Annotated in this window: 18 protein-coding genes; 17 read left to right on the top strand and 1 reads right to left on the bottom strand. The window is 63.6% G+C overall.

Annotation, left to right across the window (positions count from 1 at the left end):
- The first annotated feature begins 4 nt into the window (after window positions 1-4).
- From W7U_RS11105 to W7U_RS11055, 11 genes are all read left to right on the top strand, one after another.
- Window positions 5-1,291, top strand: coding sequence for a serine hydrolase domain-containing protein (locus W7U_RS11105; protein ID WP_008257920.1), 1,287 nt, complete (start codon window positions 5-7; stop codon window positions 1,289-1,291).
- A 366-nt stretch (window positions 1,292-1,657) separates the two neighbouring features.
- Window positions 1,658-2,740 (top strand): acyltransferase, encoded by a 1,083-nt coding sequence (locus tag W7U_RS11100; protein WP_008257918.1) that lies wholly within the window; start codon window positions 1,658-1,660, stop codon window positions 2,738-2,740.
- 323 nt (window positions 2,741-3,063) lie between these two features.
- The gene (locus tag W7U_RS11095) at window positions 3,064-3,978 is read left to right on the top strand and encodes a sulfotransferase family protein (protein WP_008257917.1); all 915 of its coding nucleotides are present in this window, start codon (window positions 3,064-3,066) and stop codon (window positions 3,976-3,978) included.
- Window positions 3,979-4,338: 360 nt separating this feature from the next.
- Window positions 4,339-5,331: a sulfotransferase family protein gene (locus W7U_RS11090; protein ID WP_014380422.1), complete on the top strand. Its 993-nt coding sequence runs from the start codon at window positions 4,339-4,341 to the stop codon at window positions 5,329-5,331.
- 181 nt (window positions 5,332-5,512) lie between these two features.
- Window positions 5,513-6,622 (top strand): NAD-dependent epimerase/dehydratase family protein, encoded by a 1,110-nt coding sequence (locus tag W7U_RS11085; protein WP_008257915.1) that lies wholly within the window; start codon window positions 5,513-5,515, stop codon window positions 6,620-6,622.
- Between the two features lie 153 nt (window positions 6,623-6,775).
- A complete protein-coding gene (locus W7U_RS11080; protein WP_036429273.1) occupies window positions 6,776-7,582 on the top strand; it encodes a TylF/MycF/NovP-related O-methyltransferase in 807 nt (268 codons plus the stop codon).
- A gap of 92 nt (window positions 7,583-7,674) precedes the next feature.
- Complete coding sequence (locus W7U_RS11075; protein WP_020822885.1) at window positions 7,675-8,943, top strand: glycosyltransferase; 1,269 nt, start codon at window positions 7,675-7,677, stop codon at window positions 8,941-8,943.
- A gap of 413 nt (window positions 8,944-9,356) precedes the next feature.
- Window positions 9,357-10,643 carry a glycosyltransferase gene (locus W7U_RS11070; RefSeq protein ID WP_081614494.1) on the top strand — a complete coding sequence of 429 codons (1,287 nt, stop codon included), beginning with the start codon at window positions 9,357-9,359 and terminating at the stop codon, window positions 10,641-10,643.
- Window positions 10,644-10,738: 95 nt separating this feature from the next.
- Window positions 10,739-11,545, top strand: coding sequence for a TylF/MycF/NovP-related O-methyltransferase (locus W7U_RS11065; protein ID WP_008257902.1), 807 nt, complete (start codon window positions 10,739-10,741; stop codon window positions 11,543-11,545).
- A gap of 127 nt (window positions 11,546-11,672) precedes the next feature.
- Window positions 11,673-12,464, top strand: coding sequence for a class I SAM-dependent methyltransferase (locus W7U_RS11060; protein ID WP_170320572.1), 792 nt, complete (start codon window positions 11,673-11,675; stop codon window positions 12,462-12,464).
- A 96-nt stretch (window positions 12,465-12,560) separates the two neighbouring features.
- Window positions 12,561-13,340 (top strand): SDR family NAD(P)-dependent oxidoreductase, encoded by a 780-nt coding sequence (locus tag W7U_RS11055; RefSeq protein WP_036428983.1) that lies wholly within the window; start codon window positions 12,561-12,563, stop codon window positions 13,338-13,340.
- Window positions 13,341-13,347: 7 nt separating this feature from the next.
- Here the strand turns inward: W7U_RS11055 and W7U_RS11050 are convergent, their stop codons facing one another.
- Window positions 13,348-14,604 carry a glycosyltransferase gene (locus W7U_RS11050; RefSeq protein WP_008257898.1) on the bottom strand — a complete coding sequence of 419 codons (1,257 nt, stop codon included), beginning with the start codon at window positions 14,602-14,604 and terminating at the stop codon, window positions 13,348-13,350.
- Window positions 14,605-14,752: 148 nt separating this feature from the next.
- Between W7U_RS11050 and W7U_RS25555 the strand changes: the two genes are divergently transcribed.
- The 6 genes from W7U_RS25555 to W7U_RS11020 all read left to right on the top strand — a co-directional run bounded on the left by W7U_RS25555 (window position 14,753) and on the right by W7U_RS11020 (window position 19,856).
- Complete coding sequence (locus W7U_RS25555; protein WP_081490120.1) at window positions 14,753-15,514, top strand: FkbM family methyltransferase; 762 nt, start codon at window positions 14,753-14,755, stop codon at window positions 15,512-15,514.
- A gap of 41 nt (window positions 15,515-15,555) precedes the next feature.
- A complete protein-coding gene (locus tag W7U_RS11040; protein ID WP_081490119.1) occupies window positions 15,556-16,434 on the top strand; it encodes an SMP-30/gluconolactonase/LRE family protein in 879 nt (292 codons plus the stop codon).
- A 120-nt stretch (window positions 16,435-16,554) separates the two neighbouring features.
- The gene (locus tag W7U_RS11035) at window positions 16,555-17,514 is read left to right on the top strand and encodes a glycosyltransferase (protein WP_014711956.1); all 960 of its coding nucleotides are present in this window, start codon (window positions 16,555-16,557) and stop codon (window positions 17,512-17,514) included.
- Between the two features lie 19 nt (window positions 17,515-17,533).
- Window positions 17,534-18,208, top strand: a complete 675-nt coding sequence (locus W7U_RS11030; RefSeq protein WP_014711955.1) for an acylneuraminate cytidylyltransferase family protein — start codon at window positions 17,534-17,536, stop codon at window positions 18,206-18,208.
- Window positions 18,205-19,137, top strand: a complete 933-nt coding sequence (locus tag W7U_RS11025; protein ID WP_008257892.1) for a phosphoglycerate dehydrogenase — start codon at window positions 18,205-18,207, stop codon at window positions 19,135-19,137. Before W7U_RS11030 ends, W7U_RS11025 begins: the two co-directional genes overlap by 4 nt.
- Window positions 19,134-19,856 carry an SDR family oxidoreductase gene (locus W7U_RS11020; protein ID WP_008257890.1) on the top strand — a complete coding sequence of 241 codons (723 nt, stop codon included), beginning with the start codon at window positions 19,134-19,136 and terminating at the stop codon, window positions 19,854-19,856. The genes W7U_RS11025 and W7U_RS11020 overlap by 4 nt, the downstream gene beginning before the upstream one ends.
- Window positions 19,857-20,010: the final 154 nt, after the last annotated feature.

The following is a 20,010-nucleotide window of genomic DNA, read 5'->3' as shown; positions in this document are numbered from 1 at the left end:
AAGTGTGACGGTGGATAGCCGAGTCAATCGCCGCGCGGTCCGTGTCCACGATGACCTTGACGCAGGTCACCGTGTGTCCGGCGCGGCGGACTCACACTTCGGGTGCGTCGTTCGTAGCTTTTCCAGCATGTTTCCGGCCCGCCGGTTCGGTGGCGGGGCGTTGGCCGTCTATGTGGACGGCCAGCCCGTCGTGGACGTCTGGACGGGGTTTGCCGACCGGGGCGGGCAGCGGCCGTGGTCGGAGAACACCGCCCCGATGGTGTTCTCCGCGACCAAGGGAATGGCCGCCACCGTCATCCACCGGCTCGCTGACCGGGGGCTGATCGACTACGACGCCCCGGTCGCCGAGTATTGGCGCGAGTTCGCCGCCAACGGCAAGGCCGACATGACCGTGCGCCAGGTGATGAGCCACCAGGCCGGCCTCTCGGGGCTGCGCGGCGCCACCAAGGAAGACCTCCTCGATCACGTGGTGATGGAGGAGCGGCTGGCGGCGGCGGCTCCGGGGCGGCTGTTCGGCAAATCCGCATACCACGCGCTGACCTTCGGCTGGCTAATGTCGGGTCTGGGCCGGGCGGTGACCGGTAAAGGGATGCGGACGCTGATTCGCGAGGAACTGGCCGAGCCGCTGGGCGTCGACGGCCTGTACCTGGGCCGGCCGCCGGCCGGATGCCCGACGCGGGTGGCCGAGATCGTCGCGCCGCAGAACCTGCTGGGCAGTTCGCTCGTCAACTACGTCTCCCGCAAGGTGGCCAACGAGCTCTCCGGCGGCTTCCGGTCGATCTATTTCCCGGGCATGGTCGCGGCGGTGCAGGGCGACACCCCGCTGCTCGACGCCGAGATCCCGGCGGCCAACGGTGTGGCCACGGCGCGCGGCCTGGCGCGGATGTACGGCGCCATCGCCAACGGTGGCGAGGTCGACGGCATCCGATTCCTCTCCCGCGACCTGACGGCAGGCCTGACGGGCGAGCGCAGCCTGCGGCCGGACCGAAACATCTACGTGCCGTTGGCATTCCACCTCGGTTATCACAGTCTGCCGATCGGCGGCGTGATGCCCGGCTTCGGTCACGTCGGGATGGGCGGTTCGGTCGGATGGGCCGACCCGGCCTCGGGGGTGGCGTTCGCGCTGGTGCACAACCGTCTGCTGACGCCGCTCGTGATGAGTGACCACGCGGCGTTCGTCGGGATCTATGCGCTGATCCGCAGGGCCGCGGACAAGGCCCGCAAACGCGGATTCCGCCCGGTCACCGAGTTCGGGGCGCCGTTCTGCGAGCCGGGGGCCGTCGCGGGCTGAAAGCGCGCGGACGGTGAGTTCCGGCGATGCAAATGACCGCGTAATTTACACGGGGCGCTTAAATCGACTCGCCGGTTCGAATGACGGTGGTCGAAAGCCCATGTGCGGTTGTTCGCATGCGATGTAATCTGTGCTGGATGTTTGCTCAGTTCATTTCCGCAAATTGCCGCGGCGTTGCCCGAAAACAATGCCCGCCGGTAATCCCGCTTTTGCGGGTGTGCTGATGCCTCGACCGCGATTTTGGCACCCGGGCGCCGGGCAGCGAGAATCGTTCAGGTGAGCGCGCACCCGACAGTCTCTGGTCCCGATGCAACCGTCAACCGCCGGCCAAAGCGACGAGGGTCGGCGGGCTCGACGCTCGCCCAGGTGTTCGACACCCGAAACAACGCGCTCAACGTTTGGCGCCTGGTGCTGGCTTCTGGCGTCATCCTGCAACACTCCTGGTCTCTCACCGGCCGCAAGATCTACCCGCCGGTGGAACAGCTGCTCACCCAAGTGTGGGTGGACGGATTCTTCGCGATATCGGGGTTCCTCATCACGGCGAGCTGGGTGCGCAACCCGCGCCTTCGCGAGTACTTCGTCGCCCGTGTTCTTCGCATCTTCCCCGGGCTGTGGGTCTGCCTGGCCGTGGTGGCATTTGTCATCGCCCCGCTCAGCGTGGCGATCCAAGGAGGCTCGCCCGCCAGGTTGCTGCTGTCTCCCGCGCCGTTCGCGTATGTGCTGAACAACGCCGTGCTGAACGTCTATCACACCGGTATCGACGGAACACCCCGAAACGTCCCCTTCCCGGGCGTCTGGGACGGCGTCCTGTGGACCCTCGTATTCGAATTCCTCTGCTACATCGCCATCGCTGTTGCCGGTGTGGCCGGACTCCTCAAACGCCGCTGGCCCGCTCCGGTGGTGTTCGCACTGTTCTTGGTGGGTGCGGCGCTTGTGTCTTACCCGGTGGGAGCGGTGGAGACGATCCCGCAGATGATCACGCGTTTCGCCCTCGTCTTCGCCGCGGGAGCGGTTCTGCATCAATTCCAAGACATGATTCCCGCCCGGTGGTCACTTGTTGCCGTGAGCGCGGCCATCGTGGTGGTGGCCGGCTTGCTGGTGCCGAACTATCGGGTAGTGGCGGCCATCCCACTGGCCTATGCCGTCATCGTTTCGGGAGCGCTGATCCACAACCAGCGCATGCGTTTACGCACGGACCTGTCCTATGGCGTGTACATCTACGCGTGGCCCATTCAGCAGCTGTTGGTGATCTGCGGACTGGGTGTCCTCCCTCCAGTCGCGTTCGCCGTTCTTGCCGCCGTCGCCACCCTGCCACTGGCCGCACTGAGCTGGTTCCTGGTGGAAAAGCGTGCGCTTGCGCTCAAATCCCGCTTCAAGCGCAAAGCGCCTGAACGGGACGGCGTGGTCGCTGACGCGCAACCGTCCGCGCACATCGTCACCGGCGACTAGGTCCCTTGCGGATTCCGCGCCGCATTAGCCTCGATCTCACCTTTACCTAGAGATGAAAAGTCGTCCAGACCGAATGATTAATGCGCGTTGCTGAACGCGCCTCGTGGTCGGCGACGGCGTTGCCGGAAGCGCGTAATTGAACTTTGCCCCACAAATTGCAAACTCATGGATAATGACCCGTGATCCCGGGGGCCACATGACGCGCAACTGAAAGGTGTGGGCCACCGATGACAGCTTCCCGGACGAGCCAACCCGCCGATCTAACAGGGTCATCCGCCCGCCAAGCAACCGCCGTCCGTCCGGTTGCGCTGTTCGTGTTGGGAATGGCGCGGTCCGGAACGTCGGCGCTGACCCGGGTTTTGTCGCTGTGCGGTAGCACGCTCCCGGCCGGAATGTGTGGCGCCGACGGGAACAATCCGCGCGGATATTGGGAGCCGCGGGCGGCGATCATGCTCAACGAGACGATCATGCGCCGCCACGGCAGCAATTGGTACGACCCGACGCTGCGCCTGCAGGAGGAGTGCGCGTTCGGCGCCGACGAGAAGGCGGCCTGGATCGCGGAGATCGCGGCGTATCTGGGCACACTGCCGGCGGCGCCGCTGGTGGTCATCAAGGAGCCGAGGATCACGGCGCTGTCGGGCCTGTGGTTCGAGGCGGCGCGCCAGGTCGGCTTCGACATCGCCGCCGTGATTGCGGTGCGCCATCCGCAAGAGGTTGTCGCCTCGGCGGCGAAGTACGTGGACACCTCGCCGGAGCTGTCCAGCGCATTGTGGCTGAAGTACAACCTGCTCGCCGAGCGGCACACCCGCGGGATCCCGCGCGTGTTCGTCGACTACGGCAACCTCCTCGACGACTGGCATCGAGAGGTGAAGCGCGTCGCCGCCGCGCTGGAAATCGATCTGGACACCGTCGACGAGAGCGCCGTCGAGGAATTTCTCACCCCGGAGCTTCGACGCCAGCGATACGGCGGCCCCGTGGCGGACCATTTCGGTGCGGACTGGGTCTCCGCCGTCTACGAGGCGCTGCACGGGGCCGCGCAGGACAACCCCCTGCACGCAGCGACTTTGGACCGGGTTTTCGAGTCGTATCAGGCCGGCGAGCGTGATTTCCGCATGGTCTTCACGGAATTCCACGCCCGCACCAACAGCCTGCTTCGCCGGGTGTTTCGGCCGTTCATCGTGAAGCGGATCCTCGAGATCGCCGCGGTGGTGCACCGGCACCGCGGGGCCTGGGCGTAGGTCACGCCGTCAAAGATTAAGTAAGAAAAACAGGTTCGTAAAAAGGCCGCCTTGGTCCATCGCACGGGGCTATAGTCCTTAGCGGGCGAAATGATTCGAAGGTTCTCACCGGGGGGCAGAAGTTGCCGGTCACAAGTCAGCCGTGACTCGTGTGAGGAGCGCGGTATATCGCTTCCTCTTTGCCAAAGTTGTTGAGCAGGCTGCGATCTAGCTCTCTGACACCGTAGTGTGCGCGACGGTGTCGATTCCCAACGGTTGCTACGCGCATGGATCGCGCGTGCACCAAGTCGGAAACCCCTGGATATCAACCGAACTCCGAAAGTCGTTCAGGCGCACGGCCAGTGAAAGGTTGGATTCGCGATGAGATTGGCCCGGATGACCAAGCCCGTCGATCGCCCCGTCGGCTCCGGGAACCGCCCGGTTGCCCTCTTCGTGCTGGGACCGCAACGGTCGGGAACGTCGGCGCTCACTCGGGTGCTCTCCCTGTGCGGTGGCACGCTGCCGGCTGCGATGCTGGGCGCCGACGCCAACAACCCGCTCGGGTATTGGGAACCGCGAGCGGCCATTTCGCTCAACGAAACGATCCTGCGCCGTCTCGGGACCAATTGGTACGACCCCTCGCTTCGCTTCCTGGACGACGTTTTACCCACCAAAGAAAAGAAGGCCTGCATCGCCAAAGTCGGGGAGTACCTGTCCACGCTGCCGGCGGCGCCGCTCGTGGTGATCAAAGAACCCAGAATCACGACACTGTCCGACCTGTGGTTCGAGGCGGCACGCGTGGCCGGATTCGACGTCGCCTCTGTGATCGCGGTACGTCATCCGCAGGAGGTCATTTCGTCGATCGCGAAGTCCTGGCACGTCTCACCCGCGCTAGCGAGCGCCTTGTGGTTGAAATGCAACATCCTCGCCGAACGAAATTCGCGCGGCGTACCGCGGGTATTCGTCGACTACGCGAACCTGCTCGACGACTGGCGCCGGGAAATGAAGCGCATCTCCGCGGAGTTGCCGGTCGAACTGCATGCCGAGGACGAGGACGCCATCGAGGGGTTCCTCACGCCAGGCTTGCATCGGCAGCGGCACTGTGGCGCGGTGACGGATCTGTTCGGCGCCGATTGGATTTCCACGGTCTATGAAGCGCTTCGCGATGGCGCGCAGGACGATCCGATCGACATGTCAGCGTTGGACCGCGTTTTCGAGTCCTACCGGTCCAGCGAGCGTGATTTCCGTAAGGCGTACGAGGACTTTCACGGCTTGTCCAACAGCATGCTGTTCCGGCTTCTCCGGCCGGCCATCGCGAGGCCGGTGATGGAGGTCGTCGCAATGGCCCACCGGCACAGGGGGACTTGGGCGTAGCGCCTTTCGTGCATGCGGCGTGGCCTCGCGCCGCCCCCGATGCGCCGCCTATCCGCAAGGAATCCCCTGATGCGGCGGTAAGTCCCCGTTATGATCGACCGGACCGCGATCTCGGCGAGCGTGCCGATCGCATGTTTTCCTCAGCATCGCAAACGGGAGGCGTCGATTCGTGTCAGCGTCCGTGCTCATCACCGGTGGGGCGGGATTCATCGGGTCGGCGCTCGCCCGCCGTCTCATCGAGGCCGGATACGACGTCGCCGTGATGGACGTGCTGCATCCGCAGGTGCACGGGGGAGATCGGCCGATCGAGCTGCCGCCGTCGGCGCGGCTGTTCACCGGGGACGTCACCCACGCGCCCGACTTCGACGCGGTGTTGCGATTGTTCCGCCCCACCCAGGTGGTCCACCTGGCCGCCGAGACGGGAACCGCGCAGTCGCTGTCGGAGGCGACGCGGCACGGCTCGGTGAACGTCGTCGGCACCACCCAACTCCTGGACGCCTTGAGCCGCTCGGGACACGTGCCCGAACAACTCGTCCTGGCGTCCTCGCGGGCGGTGTACGGCGAGGGCTCCTGGCAGTCCGGCTCGCAGATCTTCTACCCGCGTCCCCGCAGCCACGCGCAGCTCGTCGCGGGCCGCTGGGATCCGCAAGGACCCGCGGGTGAACACGCGGCGCCGCTGCCGAGCCGCGCCGACCGAACCGAACCCCGGCCCACCAACGTGTACGCGGCGACCAAGCTCGCCCAAGAACACCTGCTCGCCGCCTGGACGTCCGCGCACGACACCAACCTCAGCGTGCTGCGGTTGCAGAACGTTTACGGCCCCGGGCAGTCGCTGACCAATTCGTACACCGGGATCGTCGCCCTCTTCGCGCGGTTGGCGCGCCAGGGGCTTGCGTTGGAGGTCTACGAAGACGGCCGCATCGTGCGCGATTTCGTCTACATCGACGCCGTCGTCGACGCGCTGTTCGCGGCGGTCCAGCGCCCGGCGACCCAGCCGCGCTGCCTCGACATCGGGTCCGGCCAGGCCACCACCATCCACGAGCTGGCCAACAAGATCGCCGCCATGTGTGACGCCCCCGAACCGACCGTCGTCGGAAAATTCCGCGACGGCGACGTGCGCGCAGCGAGCTGCGACATCGAGCCCGCGATCAACGAGCTCGGTTGGCGCCCCGAGCGTTCGCTCGATGACGGTTTGCGCGCGCTGCTCGACTGGATCGCCGAGCGGCCCGAAGCCGCCGCCGGATCGAACGAATCGGGCCGCCCCGTCGTTGAACAGGCGGGACGCCGCTGAGACCTGCGGTCTGGCGCGGCTGGCGGTAGCGGAGGCAGTGCTAATCACGGCCTATGATGGTTGCTACTCCCCGGTAGGGGCAGGGACGGGACCACCCACGCCAGTCCTTTCATTTTGAACCAGGGGGCAGCTTTGACCGTGGCCGATCGTGACATGCGATCTCCGTTCCTCGACACCCGATCCGCCTACCTTGACCTGCTGCGACGTAACCTCACCCGGTACGGCAGCGACGAGTTGGTGCCGGTGGGCTGGGACCGTCTGGGGCGCCCTCTTTTCAGCACCCGCAACCTGATGCTGGTCCGCAAGCGTCCGTTCAACGAGCACGCGCGGAAGTTAGGCCTGGATTGGCCGGCGGATGCGTTGACGATGATCGGCATGCAGCGGTTGACCAGCCTGCAGCGCTGCGTGGAAACGGTCCTGACGGAAGACGTCCCCGGCGACCTGGTCGAGTGCGGTGTGTGGCGCGGTGGTGCGTCGATTCTGATGCGCGCCGTGTTGTCCGCCTACGGGGACGAGAAGCGATCCGTGTGGCTATGCGATTCGTTCGAAGGGGTGCCGCCGCCGGACACCGCGCACTACGAAGCCGACAAAGGCATCAATTTGCATCGCGCCGCCGGGGTGCTCGCGGTGTCCCAGGCGCAGGTCAGGGCGAATTTCGAACACTACGGCTTGCTCGATGACCGGGTTCGTTTTGTTCCGGGCTGGTTCAAAGACACCCTGCAGGACGCCCCGATCGAAAGCATTTCGGTGTTGCGTCTCGATGGTGACCTCTACGAGTCGACCATCCAGGCCCTCGATGCCCTCTACCCGCGACTCTCGTCCGGCGGGTATTGCATCATCGACGATTACCACGCCATCGACGCATGCCGGCAGGCCGTGGCGGATTACCGCACGGCTCACGGTGTCACCGCGGAGATCGAGGAGATCGACGGCACCGGCGTGCTGTGGCGCAAGCCGTGACGATCGCGCAAACCGGTGCAGTGGGGATTCGGCGCTATCTAAAGTGATCGGTGCATCAGTGTGATGGCGCAACCGAAGGGCTTTGATCCGCGATGAAATGTGTGCTGGCCAGCTATGGAACGCGCGGCGACATCGAGCCCTCCGTGGTGGTCGCCCGCGAACTGCAGCGCAGGGGCCATGACATGGTCATGGCCGTTCCGCCCGACTCGGTGGGTTTCACCGAAGCGGCAGGGCTGACCGCGGTCCCTTACGGGCTGGAATCGCAGACCTGGCTGGACGTCTACCGCAACTTCTGGACCTCGTTCTTCCGCGGATTCTGGAAGATCCAGGAGATGCGCGGCATGTGGCGCGAGATGTGGGATCTCAGTGACCAGTGCTGGGCGCAGATGAACACGACGCTGATGTCGTTGGCCGACGGGGCTGACCTGCTGTTCGCCGGCCAGAGCTACCAGGAGACCGCCGCCAACGTCGCGGAGTTTTACGACCTTCCCTTGGCCACCTTGCATCACGTCCCCATGCGGCCCAATGGACAGGTCGTATCGATCCTGCCGCCGCCGTTGGCGCGCTCGGCGATGACGGCGTTCGACTGGTACTGCTGGCGACTGAACAAAAAGGTCGAGGACACCCAGCGCCGCCAACTCGGGCTGCCGAAGGCGACATCGCCGTCACCGCGGCGGATCGCCGAGCGCGGATCACTGGAAATCCAGGCCTATGACGAGGCCTGCTTCCCCGGGCTGGCCGATGAATGGGCGAAATGGGATGGCCTGCGACCGTTCGTCGGAACGTTGACGATGGAGTTGACCACCGAGGCCGACGACGACGTGATGTCCTGGATTCACGCGGGGACACCGCCGATCTGCTTCGGCTTCGGCAGCATGCCGGTGGAATCTCCGGCCGACACCGTCGAGATGATCAGCTCCGCCTGCACGCAGCTGGGCGAGCGGGCGTTGATCTGCGCCGGGCGGAGCGACTTCAGCGGCGTCCCGCTCGCCGATCACGTCAAGGTGGTGGGGCCGGTGAATTACGCGACGATCTTTCCCGCCTGCCGCGCGGTCGTTCACCACGGCGGCTCGGGAACCACGGCCGCCAGCCTGCGCGCCGGGGTGCCGACGCTGATCCTGTCGATGGATGCCAATCAGACCATCTGGGGAGCTCAGCTCAAGCGGCTGAAAGTTGGTACCACGCGCCGGTTTTCGGCCACCGATCGCAAATCGTTGGTGGAGGATCTGAGCCGGATCCTCGCCCCGGATTACGCCCGACGGGCACGCGAGATCTCCGCCCGGATGACCAAGCCGGCGGACAGCGTCGTCAAGGCTGCCGATGTGGTGGAAAAGTTTGCCAGCTCGCGCAGTCGCGCCTGACGCAGCAAACAAGTTCAGGGCCGTTGTGCTGGGGGAATGGTCGAATTTGTTATCGGCTGCGATGCCGCGGATGGATCCGGGCCGACTTCCCGTTTTCGCGGACACGGTGTCGATCGTCTGGCAGACTACGGAAGGATCAGGCGACGACACCTGGGCTTCAGCCACACTGCCCACGGGTCGTCATAGTTCTACGGTCGGGGGGAAGGCCGATGAGGTTGGCTTTGTCGCACTCGGCCATTCCGGTGCGCCGTTACCATCCCGCGTGGCCGCGGGGTGCCAAATCCGTTGTGGAACAACGACAACCAATGACGCCGACCGCGCCCCAGGGTAGATGGCGGGCCGCAGATTACCGAGCGGAAACGCCGCAGTCAAAGTTGCCCGCGCCGTCGGAGATTGACTAAGGTAAAGTCGCGATGAAATTTGCTGTGGCAAGTTATGGAACGCGTGGCGATATCGAGCCTTGCCTCACCATCGGTCGTGAACTGATGCGCAGAGGCCACTCGGTACGCATGGCCGTGCCGCCCAATCTTGTCGATCTGGCCGAGGAGGCCGGTGTGCCGGCGATTCCGTACGGGCCGGATATGCATGACTTTTGGAGCGACGAGTTCATCCGCGACTTCTTCAAGAACTTCCTCCGGGGCCCGGTCAAGTTGATACGGGAGGCCTGGGAACCGGTACTGAAAAACTGGCAGGAAATGAGCGCGGCGCTGATGTCGATCGGGGCCGGAGCCGATTTGCTGTTCACCGGGCAGCTTTACCAGGATTTGGCGATCAACGTCGCCGACTATTACGGCATTCCGATGGCCACACTGCACTACATCCCGATGCGGCCAAACGGCAGGGTGGTACCGGGGGTGCCCGCGCCCATGGTCCGCACCGGAATGGCCGTGTACGACTGGATGTGCTGGCGGATGAACAAGAAGGCCGAGGACCGTCAGCGACGCGAGCTCGGCCTTCCCACTGCAACGGTGGCCTCGCCGCGGCGGATCGCCGAGCGGGGTTCGCTGGAAATCCAGGCCTACGACGACGTGTGCTTCCCCGGGCTGGCCGACGAATGGGCGAAGTGGGGCGGTCAGCGGCCGTTCGTGGGCTCTTTGACCATGGAACTGACGACCGAATGCGATGACGAGGTGTTGGCGTGGATCGCCCAGGGCACGCCTCCGATCTGCTTCGGTTTCGGCAGCATGCCGGTCGCCGAATCACCCGCCGACACGGTGAGAATGATCGGCGCCGCCTGCGCGGAGTTGGGGGAGCGGGCGTTGATCTGCTCCGGCTGGAGCGACTTCAGCGACGTCCCCCAGTTGGACCACGTCAAGGTCGTCGGCGTGGTCAACTACACGAAAATCTTCCCCGCCTGTCGCGCGGTCGTTCATCACGGCGGCTCGGGCACCACGGCCGCCGGCCTGCGCGCGGGGATCCCCTCGCTGATCCTCTGGACGGCCGGCGACCAGCCGATGTGGGGGTCGCGTGTCAAGCAACTGAAGGTCGGCACATCCCGACGGTTCTCGAGCGCCACCCCCGAAACTCTCATTGCCGATCTGCGGACGATCCTTGCCCCGGAGTACACCACCCGCGCCCGTGAGCTGGCGACTCGGATGAGCAAACCCACCGAGAGCGCAGGGCGCGCCGTCGATCTGTTGGAGGAGTTCGCTCGTTCGGGGCGCTGTGTTCCCGGGGTATCCACCGAGCGAAGTCGCTGAGCAGCCGGTGACGGATACAGCGAAACGCATTGATGGCGTGGAGGGACGTCTAGGCTCTCTACCGGTATTACTGGCACGCGGAGTTAGGGGCAGTTATGGCCGTGACTGATCACGACACGCGGTTTGCATACCTCGATCTGCTTCGGCGCGATCTGACCAGGTACGGCAGCGACGAGTTGGTGCCGGTGGGGTTGTACCGCCTGGGGCGTCCCCTGTTCAGTACCCGCAACCTGATGCTCGTGCGCAAGCGGCCATTCAATAAAAAGGCGCGCGACTTGGGATTGGACTGGCCGGCAGATGCCTTGACGATGATTGGTATGCAGCGGCTGACCAGTTTGCAGCACTGTGTGGAGACGGTCCTGGAAGACGACGTGCCCGGCGATCTGGTCGAGTGCGGTGTGTGGCGCGGGGGCGCCTCGATCTTGATGCGCGCCGTATTGGCCGCCTATGGAGACGAGAAGCGAACCGTGTGGTTGTGCGATTCGTTCGCCGGAGTGCCGCCACCCGACACCGTCAATTACAAGGCGGATAAAGGAATCCGGCTGCATCGCCACGCGCGCATCCTGGGTGTGCCGCAAGAGCACGTCAAGGCCAACTTCGAGCGCTACGGGTTGCTGGATGACCAGGTGCGTTTTCTTCCGGGCTGGTTCAAGGACACCCTGCAGGACGCCCCGATCGACCGCATTTCGGTGCTGCGGCTTGACGGCGACCTTTACGAGTCGACGATTCAGGCGCTCGATGCGCTCTACCCGCGGCTGTCGCCCGGAGGCTTCTGCATCGTCGACGACTACCACGCGATCAAGGCGTGCGCACAGGCGGTGACGGACTATCGCGACAAGCATGGCGTGACCGACGAGATCGTCGAGATCGACGGCACCGGCGTGCTATGGCGTAAGTCCTAAAGAGATCGCTGAAACTCTAGGTGTACGAGACGATTTGCCTTCCGGTGCAGGAGCGGCGGAACACGATCATGATGAACCGATTCCGTTTGCCCCGGACGCGGTACGTGCCGATGCTATGGTTGCCGCCGTGGCACCAGGGCTGACAACCGGCACCCGCCTGCGGATGTGGTGGGTGCGCACCGAATACTGGCTCGCGCGCGCACTGTTGCCCGATGTCTACGCCAACGACGCGTTGATCACGTTCAACAACTTTCACGCATTTCTCGACGATCCCGAATTCCAGCGCGCCTACCAGCGTGGCGCCCGCTCCCTCGGCAACGAGGATTGGTACCAGTGGCAATGGCGCGTGCACGTGGGGCTGTGGGCGGCAGCCAGCGCCAGCAAACTCGAGGGCGATTTCGTCGAGTGCGGCGTCAGTTACGGGTTCTTGAGCAGCGCCATCATGGAGTACCTCGACTGGGATCGGCTGGGCAAGACGTTCTATTTGCTTGACACCTTCGCCGGTCTCGACCCGCGGTTCGTTACCGAGAACGAACGCCGGGCCGGGGCGCTGGAGACCAGCAAAGGACACCTGCGCAACGGGATGTACGTCAACGGCGTTGACAGCGTCCGCGCCAATTTCGCGCAATGGAAAAACCAGCGCATCATCGTCGGCGCGGTTCCCGAGACACTGGAGCAGGTCGATGCGCGGTCGGTGGCGTATCTGCACATCGACATGAACTGCGCTCCCCCCGAAGTCGCTGCGCTGCGGTTCTTTTGGCCACGCCTGACTCCAGGTGCCTTCGTGCTGCTGGACGACTACGCCAACCGGGGACGCGACGAGCAACGCGCCGCCATGGACGAGGTCGCCGGCGAGCTGGGTGTGAAAATCTGCACATTGCCGACGGGGCAGGGCCTGCTCATCAAGCCGGCACGCTAAGGCGAACCAGGCCTTCTCCCAAGGGTTTTAGCGCACCGGACCGCGAGTCGTCGTCCGATCGGGTTTCACGTCCTTTCACACGGGTAGGCCTCTGCTATGGCATTAGCATTGATCACCGGCGCGTCCAGTGGAATTGGTCTCGAGCTCGCGGAGCTTTTCGCCCAGCGGGGATATGACCTGGTGGTGGCCGCCGAAAACGACGGCATCTACCCGGCGTCCACCACGTTGTCTCGCTGGGGTGTCGACGTGCGGCCGGTACAGGTTGACCTACGTACCCCAGAAGGCGTCGAAAAGCTCTATCAGCAGGCCACAGAGGGTGATCGGCCGCTCGACGCGGCCGCACTGAACGCCGGCATCGGCGGCGGGGGAAGCTTTGTCGAGGGCGACCTGGCACATGATATGTCCATCATCGACCTCAACGTGAAGTCGACGGTGCATCTGGCCAAGCTTGTCTTGCGTAACATGACCCGTCGCAACGCGGGGAAGGTACTGCTCACCTCGTCGCTGGCGTCGATGGCGCCCGGCCCGTTCGAGGCGGTTTATCACGCCTCCAAGTCGTTCGTTCAGTCCTTCGCCGGGGCCCTGCAGGACGAATTGCGTGATACCAGAATCACCATCACCTCCCTGCTGCCCGGCACCATCGAGACCAACTTCTTCAACCGCGCGGGTATGGACGAGACACGTGCGGGGCAAAAGCCGAAGGATGACCCGGCCGAGGTTGCCAGGCAGGGTTTCGAGGCGATGATGCGCGGCGACCGCAAGGTCGTCGGCGGCTCGCTGACCACCAAGACCGTGGGTGTGGCCCTGCGGTTCCTGCCCGATTCGGTCAAGGCGGTCGCCAGCCGGGTGAATTCCACCCCCGCGGGCCGGCGATAAGGCGGCCTCAGCCAACCACTTTCCGGCGGACGGCCTCCTCCAAGAGGTCGGCGGTGGTCCCGACGCTCTCGGCGGGCTTGCTCATCCGGGCGGAGAGTTCCCGGGCTCTGGTCGCGTAGTCCGGGGCGAGGATGGTACGCAGGTCCGCCACCAGCGAGCGTGGGGTGGTGGCCGAAAAGCGTCGGGCGGCACCTACTTTCAAGCGTTTGATCTGGGCCGCCCAGTACGGCTGGTCGGCCGAACTCCACAGGGCCAAGGTGGGGATTGCCGCGCGCAGGCTCGCGGCAGTGGTGCCCGAACCGCCGTGATGAACGACGGCACGGCAGGCGGGGAATATGGACGCGTAGTTGACCGGGCCGACGACTTTGACGTGGTCGAAATGCGGCACGTCGGTGAAGTCAGTGCCGCCGAAGCAAATGAGCGCCCGCTCGCCCAGCTGTGCGCACGCCGTACCGATCATCTCGACGGTGGCGGTGGGGGATTCGACCGGTATGCTCCCGGACCCGAAGCAGATGGGTGGCGTTCCCGCGGCGATCCATGAGGCGACATCATCGTCGGCGTCGGTCGCCAACTCCATGGTGAGTGCGCCGACGAACGGACGGCGGCTACCCCATTTCGCCCATTCGGCGGCCAGGCCGGGAAAAAACACGTCGTCGTAGGTTTGGATCTCCAGCCAACCGTGGTCGGCGATTCGTCGCTGCGAACGATGTGTCGCCTTGGGCAGTCCAAGTTCTCGTCGCTGCGCGTTGTCGACCTTCTTCGTCGAGCGCCAAAACAACCACTCGATCGTCGCCATCGTCGAGCGCACCAACGGGGAAGGAACGCTCGGCACAAGCCGGCCGTTGGTTCGCATGGGAAAGTGGTGCAACGAGGCCAACGGAATGTCGTAGTACTCAGCAACATTGGCGGCGGCCTGCTCGAAATTCAGGCCAGTGGAGAGCAGGTCGACGCCATCCGCCAACGACTTCAGCGTCGTGCTCGCGTCGCCCCAGTACTTGATAAGCGGATCCCAAACCTTGGACACCTGTCTGATCGGATTGCGAAAGAAATCCGTCCACATGTTCCGGAGGAATTCCTCATCCAGGAATTCCTCCACCTTGGGACCGTAGGGAACCGCCGCGAGTCCGATCGACTCGACAAAGCCAACCAGTTCGGGGGGGACGGCCAGGCGAACGTCGTGCCCTCGGCGCACCAGTTCGCGGCCCACCGCAGTGGAGGGCTCGATGTCGCCGCGAGTTCCGTAACTCGCCAGGGCAAATCTCATTACGGGTCCTAGCTTTGCACTCGTCTTGGATCGTCGGCGTCCGGGTCCCCGCGATTATCTCTGGTTCGACCCCAACGATGACTCTTAGCGCTGATTGATTGCATATTGGTTCAGGGCGGGCCGCCTTTGAATCAGTTATGGTGGCATCATGAGGCTCCTCGAAGCCGCATACCGCTACGCGCGACAGGCGATCGACAGGGCGCACGGATATGGGGTAATCAACCGTGGCGGCCGAGGACTAGTCGGATTGATCGATGTCGGCTCGGTAGGCCCATTGCCGACCCCCTGGCATAAGCGATCTGACCTTCTCAGCCACGTCCTCAAATTCGAACCCCGCGACCCGCGCGTAGAAACTTCTCGGGTTGTCAGTATTGACACGGCCCTATGGAATGAAACGGCCACTCTGCCGTTCTACGTGTATGCAGGCCTGGCCGGACACGGCTCGTCGATGTTTCGGGAGAACGCCGACTATGTGCGCGCCAACTTCGATGCGTTGCGGACCCGCGGCCCCTCACATCTTGCGAAGACATGGTTCGAGCGGTCGCGGCTTGATCACATCGAGGAGATCCATTGCACCACGTTGGATGCTGTGCTGGCTGACCGTCCAGATCCGTACCATCTCCTCAAGATCGACGCTCAGGGTGCTGAGCGGCAGATTCTGGAAGGCGCGGCTCAGTATCTTTCCGGTGGCGACTGCATGGCCCTGCACCTTGAGCTGTTCAAGCTGCCCTTGTACAAAGGAATCGCGCTCCGACCAGAGGTTGAGGAGATTGTCGACGGCATGGGATTCAGCCTGGTCAAAGAGTATCCGCCGCACGGGTCGTTCGACTCTCAGAACGATTGCGTATTTTTGCGTCGCGGAGCGGCGGGGCCGGTCGTAGATGCTATTCGCCAAGCCTACGGCCTATAGACCGAGTGGACCATGCGTAGCCGTGGCATGCCCACGGCACGGTGCCGGGGAGCACGGTGACAAACGCTGAGCGCGTGACGGTACCCGTCGCCTACCATTGCGAGGGTCCGTACTGGGATGCGTCCGCCGGTCGCCTTTTGTGTATGGATGTCCTCGCCGGTGAAATAGTTGCGGCCGATTCGTCCGGTAGGCTGTCGCGCTACAACGTGCCGAGTCCAGTAACCACGGTGATCAGAAGTCGAGCGTCGGGTGGCTTTGTGATCGCCACCGAGCACGGTCTTATAGGCGCGAATGATGAGTTGTCGGTGTTCGACCGAATCGCCGATGTCACCGACGATCCCAACCTCCGGACCAACGAGGGGGGTTGTGACCCACTAGGCGGCTTCGTCATAGGCACCATGGCGTATGACGAGCGTCCAGGAAGGGGAGCCGTTTATCGTGTCACCCCCGGCCATCAGGTCACCGTGCTCCTTTCGCCCGTCTCCGTCTCCAACGGGGTCCAATGGTCAGCCGACGGTACCCGCGTCTACTACATCGATACCCCGACCCGGCGGATTGATGTGTTTGACGTCGATCCACAGACAGGCGAGTGGTCCGGCCGCCGGCTCCATATTCATATCGACGACTCGCCGGGATACCCCGACGGGATGGCAATCGATGAAGAAGATGGGCTCTGGGTTGCGTTGTGGGGTGGCGGTGCGGTTAACCATTACGACCCAATTGGGCGGCTGGTGGAGACAATCAGGGTTCCCAACGTCACCCAGGTCAGTTCGTGCGCGTTTGGTGGCGACGGCGGCAATGTCCTGTATATCACCACCTCCCGTCAAGGACTGCCGGACGATCACGAGCATTCTGCCGGCGCACTATTCGCAGTGCATACCGGATCCCGAGGCGCGGTTACTTCGGCGTTTGCCGGATGATTGGCGTCTAGAGCTGCTGACCGTGTGAGGCTTCACGCTTGCACCTCCAACGAGAGCCGACCGGAGAAGAGTTGATGGACAAGACACAAAGTCATCTGATATGGGGCATGCTCGTCAGCGATGAGTGACAACAATCCTCCGCGCCGGGTGTCGGTGGTCATCCGTGCTTTGAACGAAGGCAAGCATATCGGCCGACTGCTCAAGGGGCTTGAACAGCAGACCGTCAAACTCGACGAGGTCATCCTGGTTGACTCCGGTTCCACAGACAACACGGTCGCGATCGCTGAGGCCGCCGGCTGCACCGTCGTTCACATCGCTAAGAACGAGTTCTCGTTTGGGCGGGCGCTCAACAAAGGTTGCGCAGCAGCGAGTGGCGATATTCTGCTGTTTGCTTCCGCCCACGTCTACCCGGTCTACAACACCTACGTCGAGCACATCGTCAGCGCGTTCGACCGCGATGGCGTGGCCATCGCGTACGGGCGCCAGGTTGGAGATGAGCGAACCAAGTTCTCCGAATCGCGGGTGATGCTGAAATGGTTCCCCAACCAAAACATCTGGGACCAGGGTCATCCCTTCAGCAACAACGCCAACGCCGCGGTACTGAGGTCGGTGTGGAAGGAGACGCCTTATGACGAGAGCCTCACCGGCCTCGAAGATCTCGACTTCGCCAAGAAGGCCCTGGACAGGGGGCACAAGATCGCCTATGTCGCGGACGCACCGGTGGTCCATGTGCACGAGGAGACCTGGAGCACGATCCGCAATCGCTATCGGCGGGAGGCGATGGCCTACGCCCGTATTGTCAAGGGGTCGAACATGTCCCTGCCGAGGGCGGTAGGGCTAGCATTATCGAACATCGCGAGTGATTATCGCGATGCGATCAAGGCGGACCTTCTGCGTAGCAACGCACTGAGTATCCCGCAGTTCCGATTCGCCCAGTTTATTGGGGCTTGGCAGGGCTTCCGCGAGCCTGATCATGTGTCGGCACGCTTGCTGGAGCGCTTTTACTACCCTGCTGAATCGCAAGGCGACGACCTTCCACCTGCTCTTGGCCGGAAGATTGTCTACTCCGAAGACCCGTAGCCAACAACCGTGGAGAGCCATGACCCGCACTGTCGCCGTCGTACCCATGCGCCACAACAGTGAGCGTGTTCCGCGCAAGAACTATCGCCCACTGGCTGGAATCCCGCTGTATCACCACGTGGTCCGTATGTTGAGTTCGGTGCCCGAAGTCGACCTCATTGTGGTCGATACCGACAGCGACTTGATCACCGACGACTGCGCCAAGAATTTCCCGCACGTGCAGGTGGTTGCTCGTCCACAGCACCTACGCGACGGCGGCATCGCGATGAACGACGTCTTGCGCAATACGCTCGATCAGGTATACGCCGATATTGTCCTGCAGACACACTCGACAAATCCATTCCTCAAGGCCGACACGGTTTCTGCGGCGCTGCAACTGTTTACGGCTCACGATCGTGAGTGCGACTCCGTCTTTAGTGTCACGCGCTTGCAGGCCAGGCTCTGGGACGCTGAAAGTAGGCCCATCAACCACGACCCATCTATGCTGCTCCGAACGCAGGATCTGCCGCCCTTGTTCATCGAGAATTCCTGCTTTTTTATTTTCACTCCGAAATTGTTGCGTGAGCACGGCTCCCGCATTGGGGCACGGCCGTTTATGGTTGAAATCGCGCCCCTTGAAGCGGTGGACATCGACACGGAAGAGGACTTCTCTCTCGCCGCCGCTATCGCCGAGCGCGGTGAGATCAGGGCGTGACCGCCCCGCTAATCCTGGTGACCTGCCGGCAGATGCAGGTCGAGCTTCCGCGGCACCGTGAGCGTATCGAGAAACTTGGCTACGAGGTTGTTGCGCCGGATCTCCTTGGGCGGCAACAGCTCACCGCGGCGGAACTGCTCAAATACGGCGACCGCCTGGTGGGGATCATTGCCGGCGACGACCAGCTTGACCGTGACTTCTTTGAAAATGCAAAAAAGATCAAGACCGTGATCCGCTGGGGGATCGGCATGGACTCTGTTGATCTTCAAGCCGCTCGAGACCACGGGGTAACTGTGCGTAACACCCCGGGGGTCTTCGGCCACGAGGTCGCAGACGCGGCATTCGGCTATATCTTGAATCTGGTGCGCGGCCACATTGCGGTGGATGCCGCCGTCCGTCGTGGCGAGTGGCCGAAGGTGGAAGGGGTGACACTGGCCGGCGCGCAGCTTGGCATCGTGGGGTTTGGAACGATCGGGCGTGAGATCGCCAATCGTGCAAAGGGTTTCGCCATGGATGTCGTTGCTTACGACCCATTCGCCGACGGTGCGCAAGCGGACGTGCCGATTGTCGGCCTCGACAAGCTTTTGGAAACAAGTCGTTTCATCGTCCTGGCTTGTCCGCTAACTCCGCAGACATTTCACCTCATTAACGCCGAACGTCTCGCTCGGGTACGGCCGGACACTTACCTGGTGAACGTTGCCCGAGGCCCCGTCGTCATGGAGCAGGATCTAATCGACGCTCTCAAGGATGGTCGGCTCGCGGGAGCCGCACTCGATGTGTTCGAGGTCGAACCGTTGCCGCTGGACAGCGAGCTTCGGACGCTGCACAACGTGGTACTGGGCGCGCACAATGGATCGAACACCCGCGAGGGTGTGGTGCGGGCGAGTGAGGCGGCTGTCGACTTCCTGATCGAGGAGCTTGGGCGGTGAGCCGCGCGGTCATCGTCACGGGTGCCGCAGGCGGAATCGGCGCGGCGTTGTGCGAACGGATGCGCAAAGACGGGTACACCACGATCGGGATCGATAAAGACGTTGCTCCGGCTGCAGATGTCTACCTTCAGGTCGATCTGAGCGAGTCCGAGCAACTCGTGGACCTCGGCCGAGAGTTGGCGGGTGACTACAAGCTGAAAGCCGTGGTGCACAACGGCGCGGTGCAGCCCATTGCGGGTGCAGGGGAGACGCCCTTCGACGTATGGACAAATGCTCTGCGCGTGAACGTCATCGCCGTCGACGCCCTGATGTCGGGCACTCACGAAAACCTTGCGGTTAACAATGGTTCGATCGTCGTGATCAGTAGCGTTCATGGCCGCGCGACAACGGGAGGCATCACGGCGTACGCAACGACGAAGGCCGCGTTGGAGGGTTGGGTGCGGTCCGCGGCTATGGACCTTGGCCCGAGCATCCGCGTCAACGCCATCGCGCCGGGAGCCATCGACACCGCGAAGCTTCGCGAGGGATTCGCCCGCTGGGGGGAGACAGCCGAGGAACGCAAAGCCCTCTTGCGCCAGCGCACTGCGCTTCGCCGCATCGGAGAGCCGAGTGACGTCGCAGGAGCCGTGTCATTTCTGATTGGTGACGACGCCCGTTTCATCACCGGAACGGTATTGGTCGTCGACGGCGGAGCAACGGCTCGCCTGGGATCGGAATGAAGTATGGCTTGGCGGGGCGTGGTAACAGCGTGCCTGGTCACCGCCTGCTAGGAGAATTCCAACCAGTGTGCAACCCACACCGTGCAAACCCCGGCGAATGGGGCGTAGGAATAGCATCGGATTCTTCCGTTTGGCTGCCGCTTCATTTGTCCTC

This window comes from Mycobacterium sp. H4Y, from assembly GCF_000364405.1.
Lineage (GTDB): Bacteria > Actinomycetota > Actinomycetes > Mycobacteriales > Mycobacteriaceae > Mycobacterium > Mycobacterium intracellulare.
This window is presented reverse-complemented; position numbering and strand designations above follow the sequence as displayed.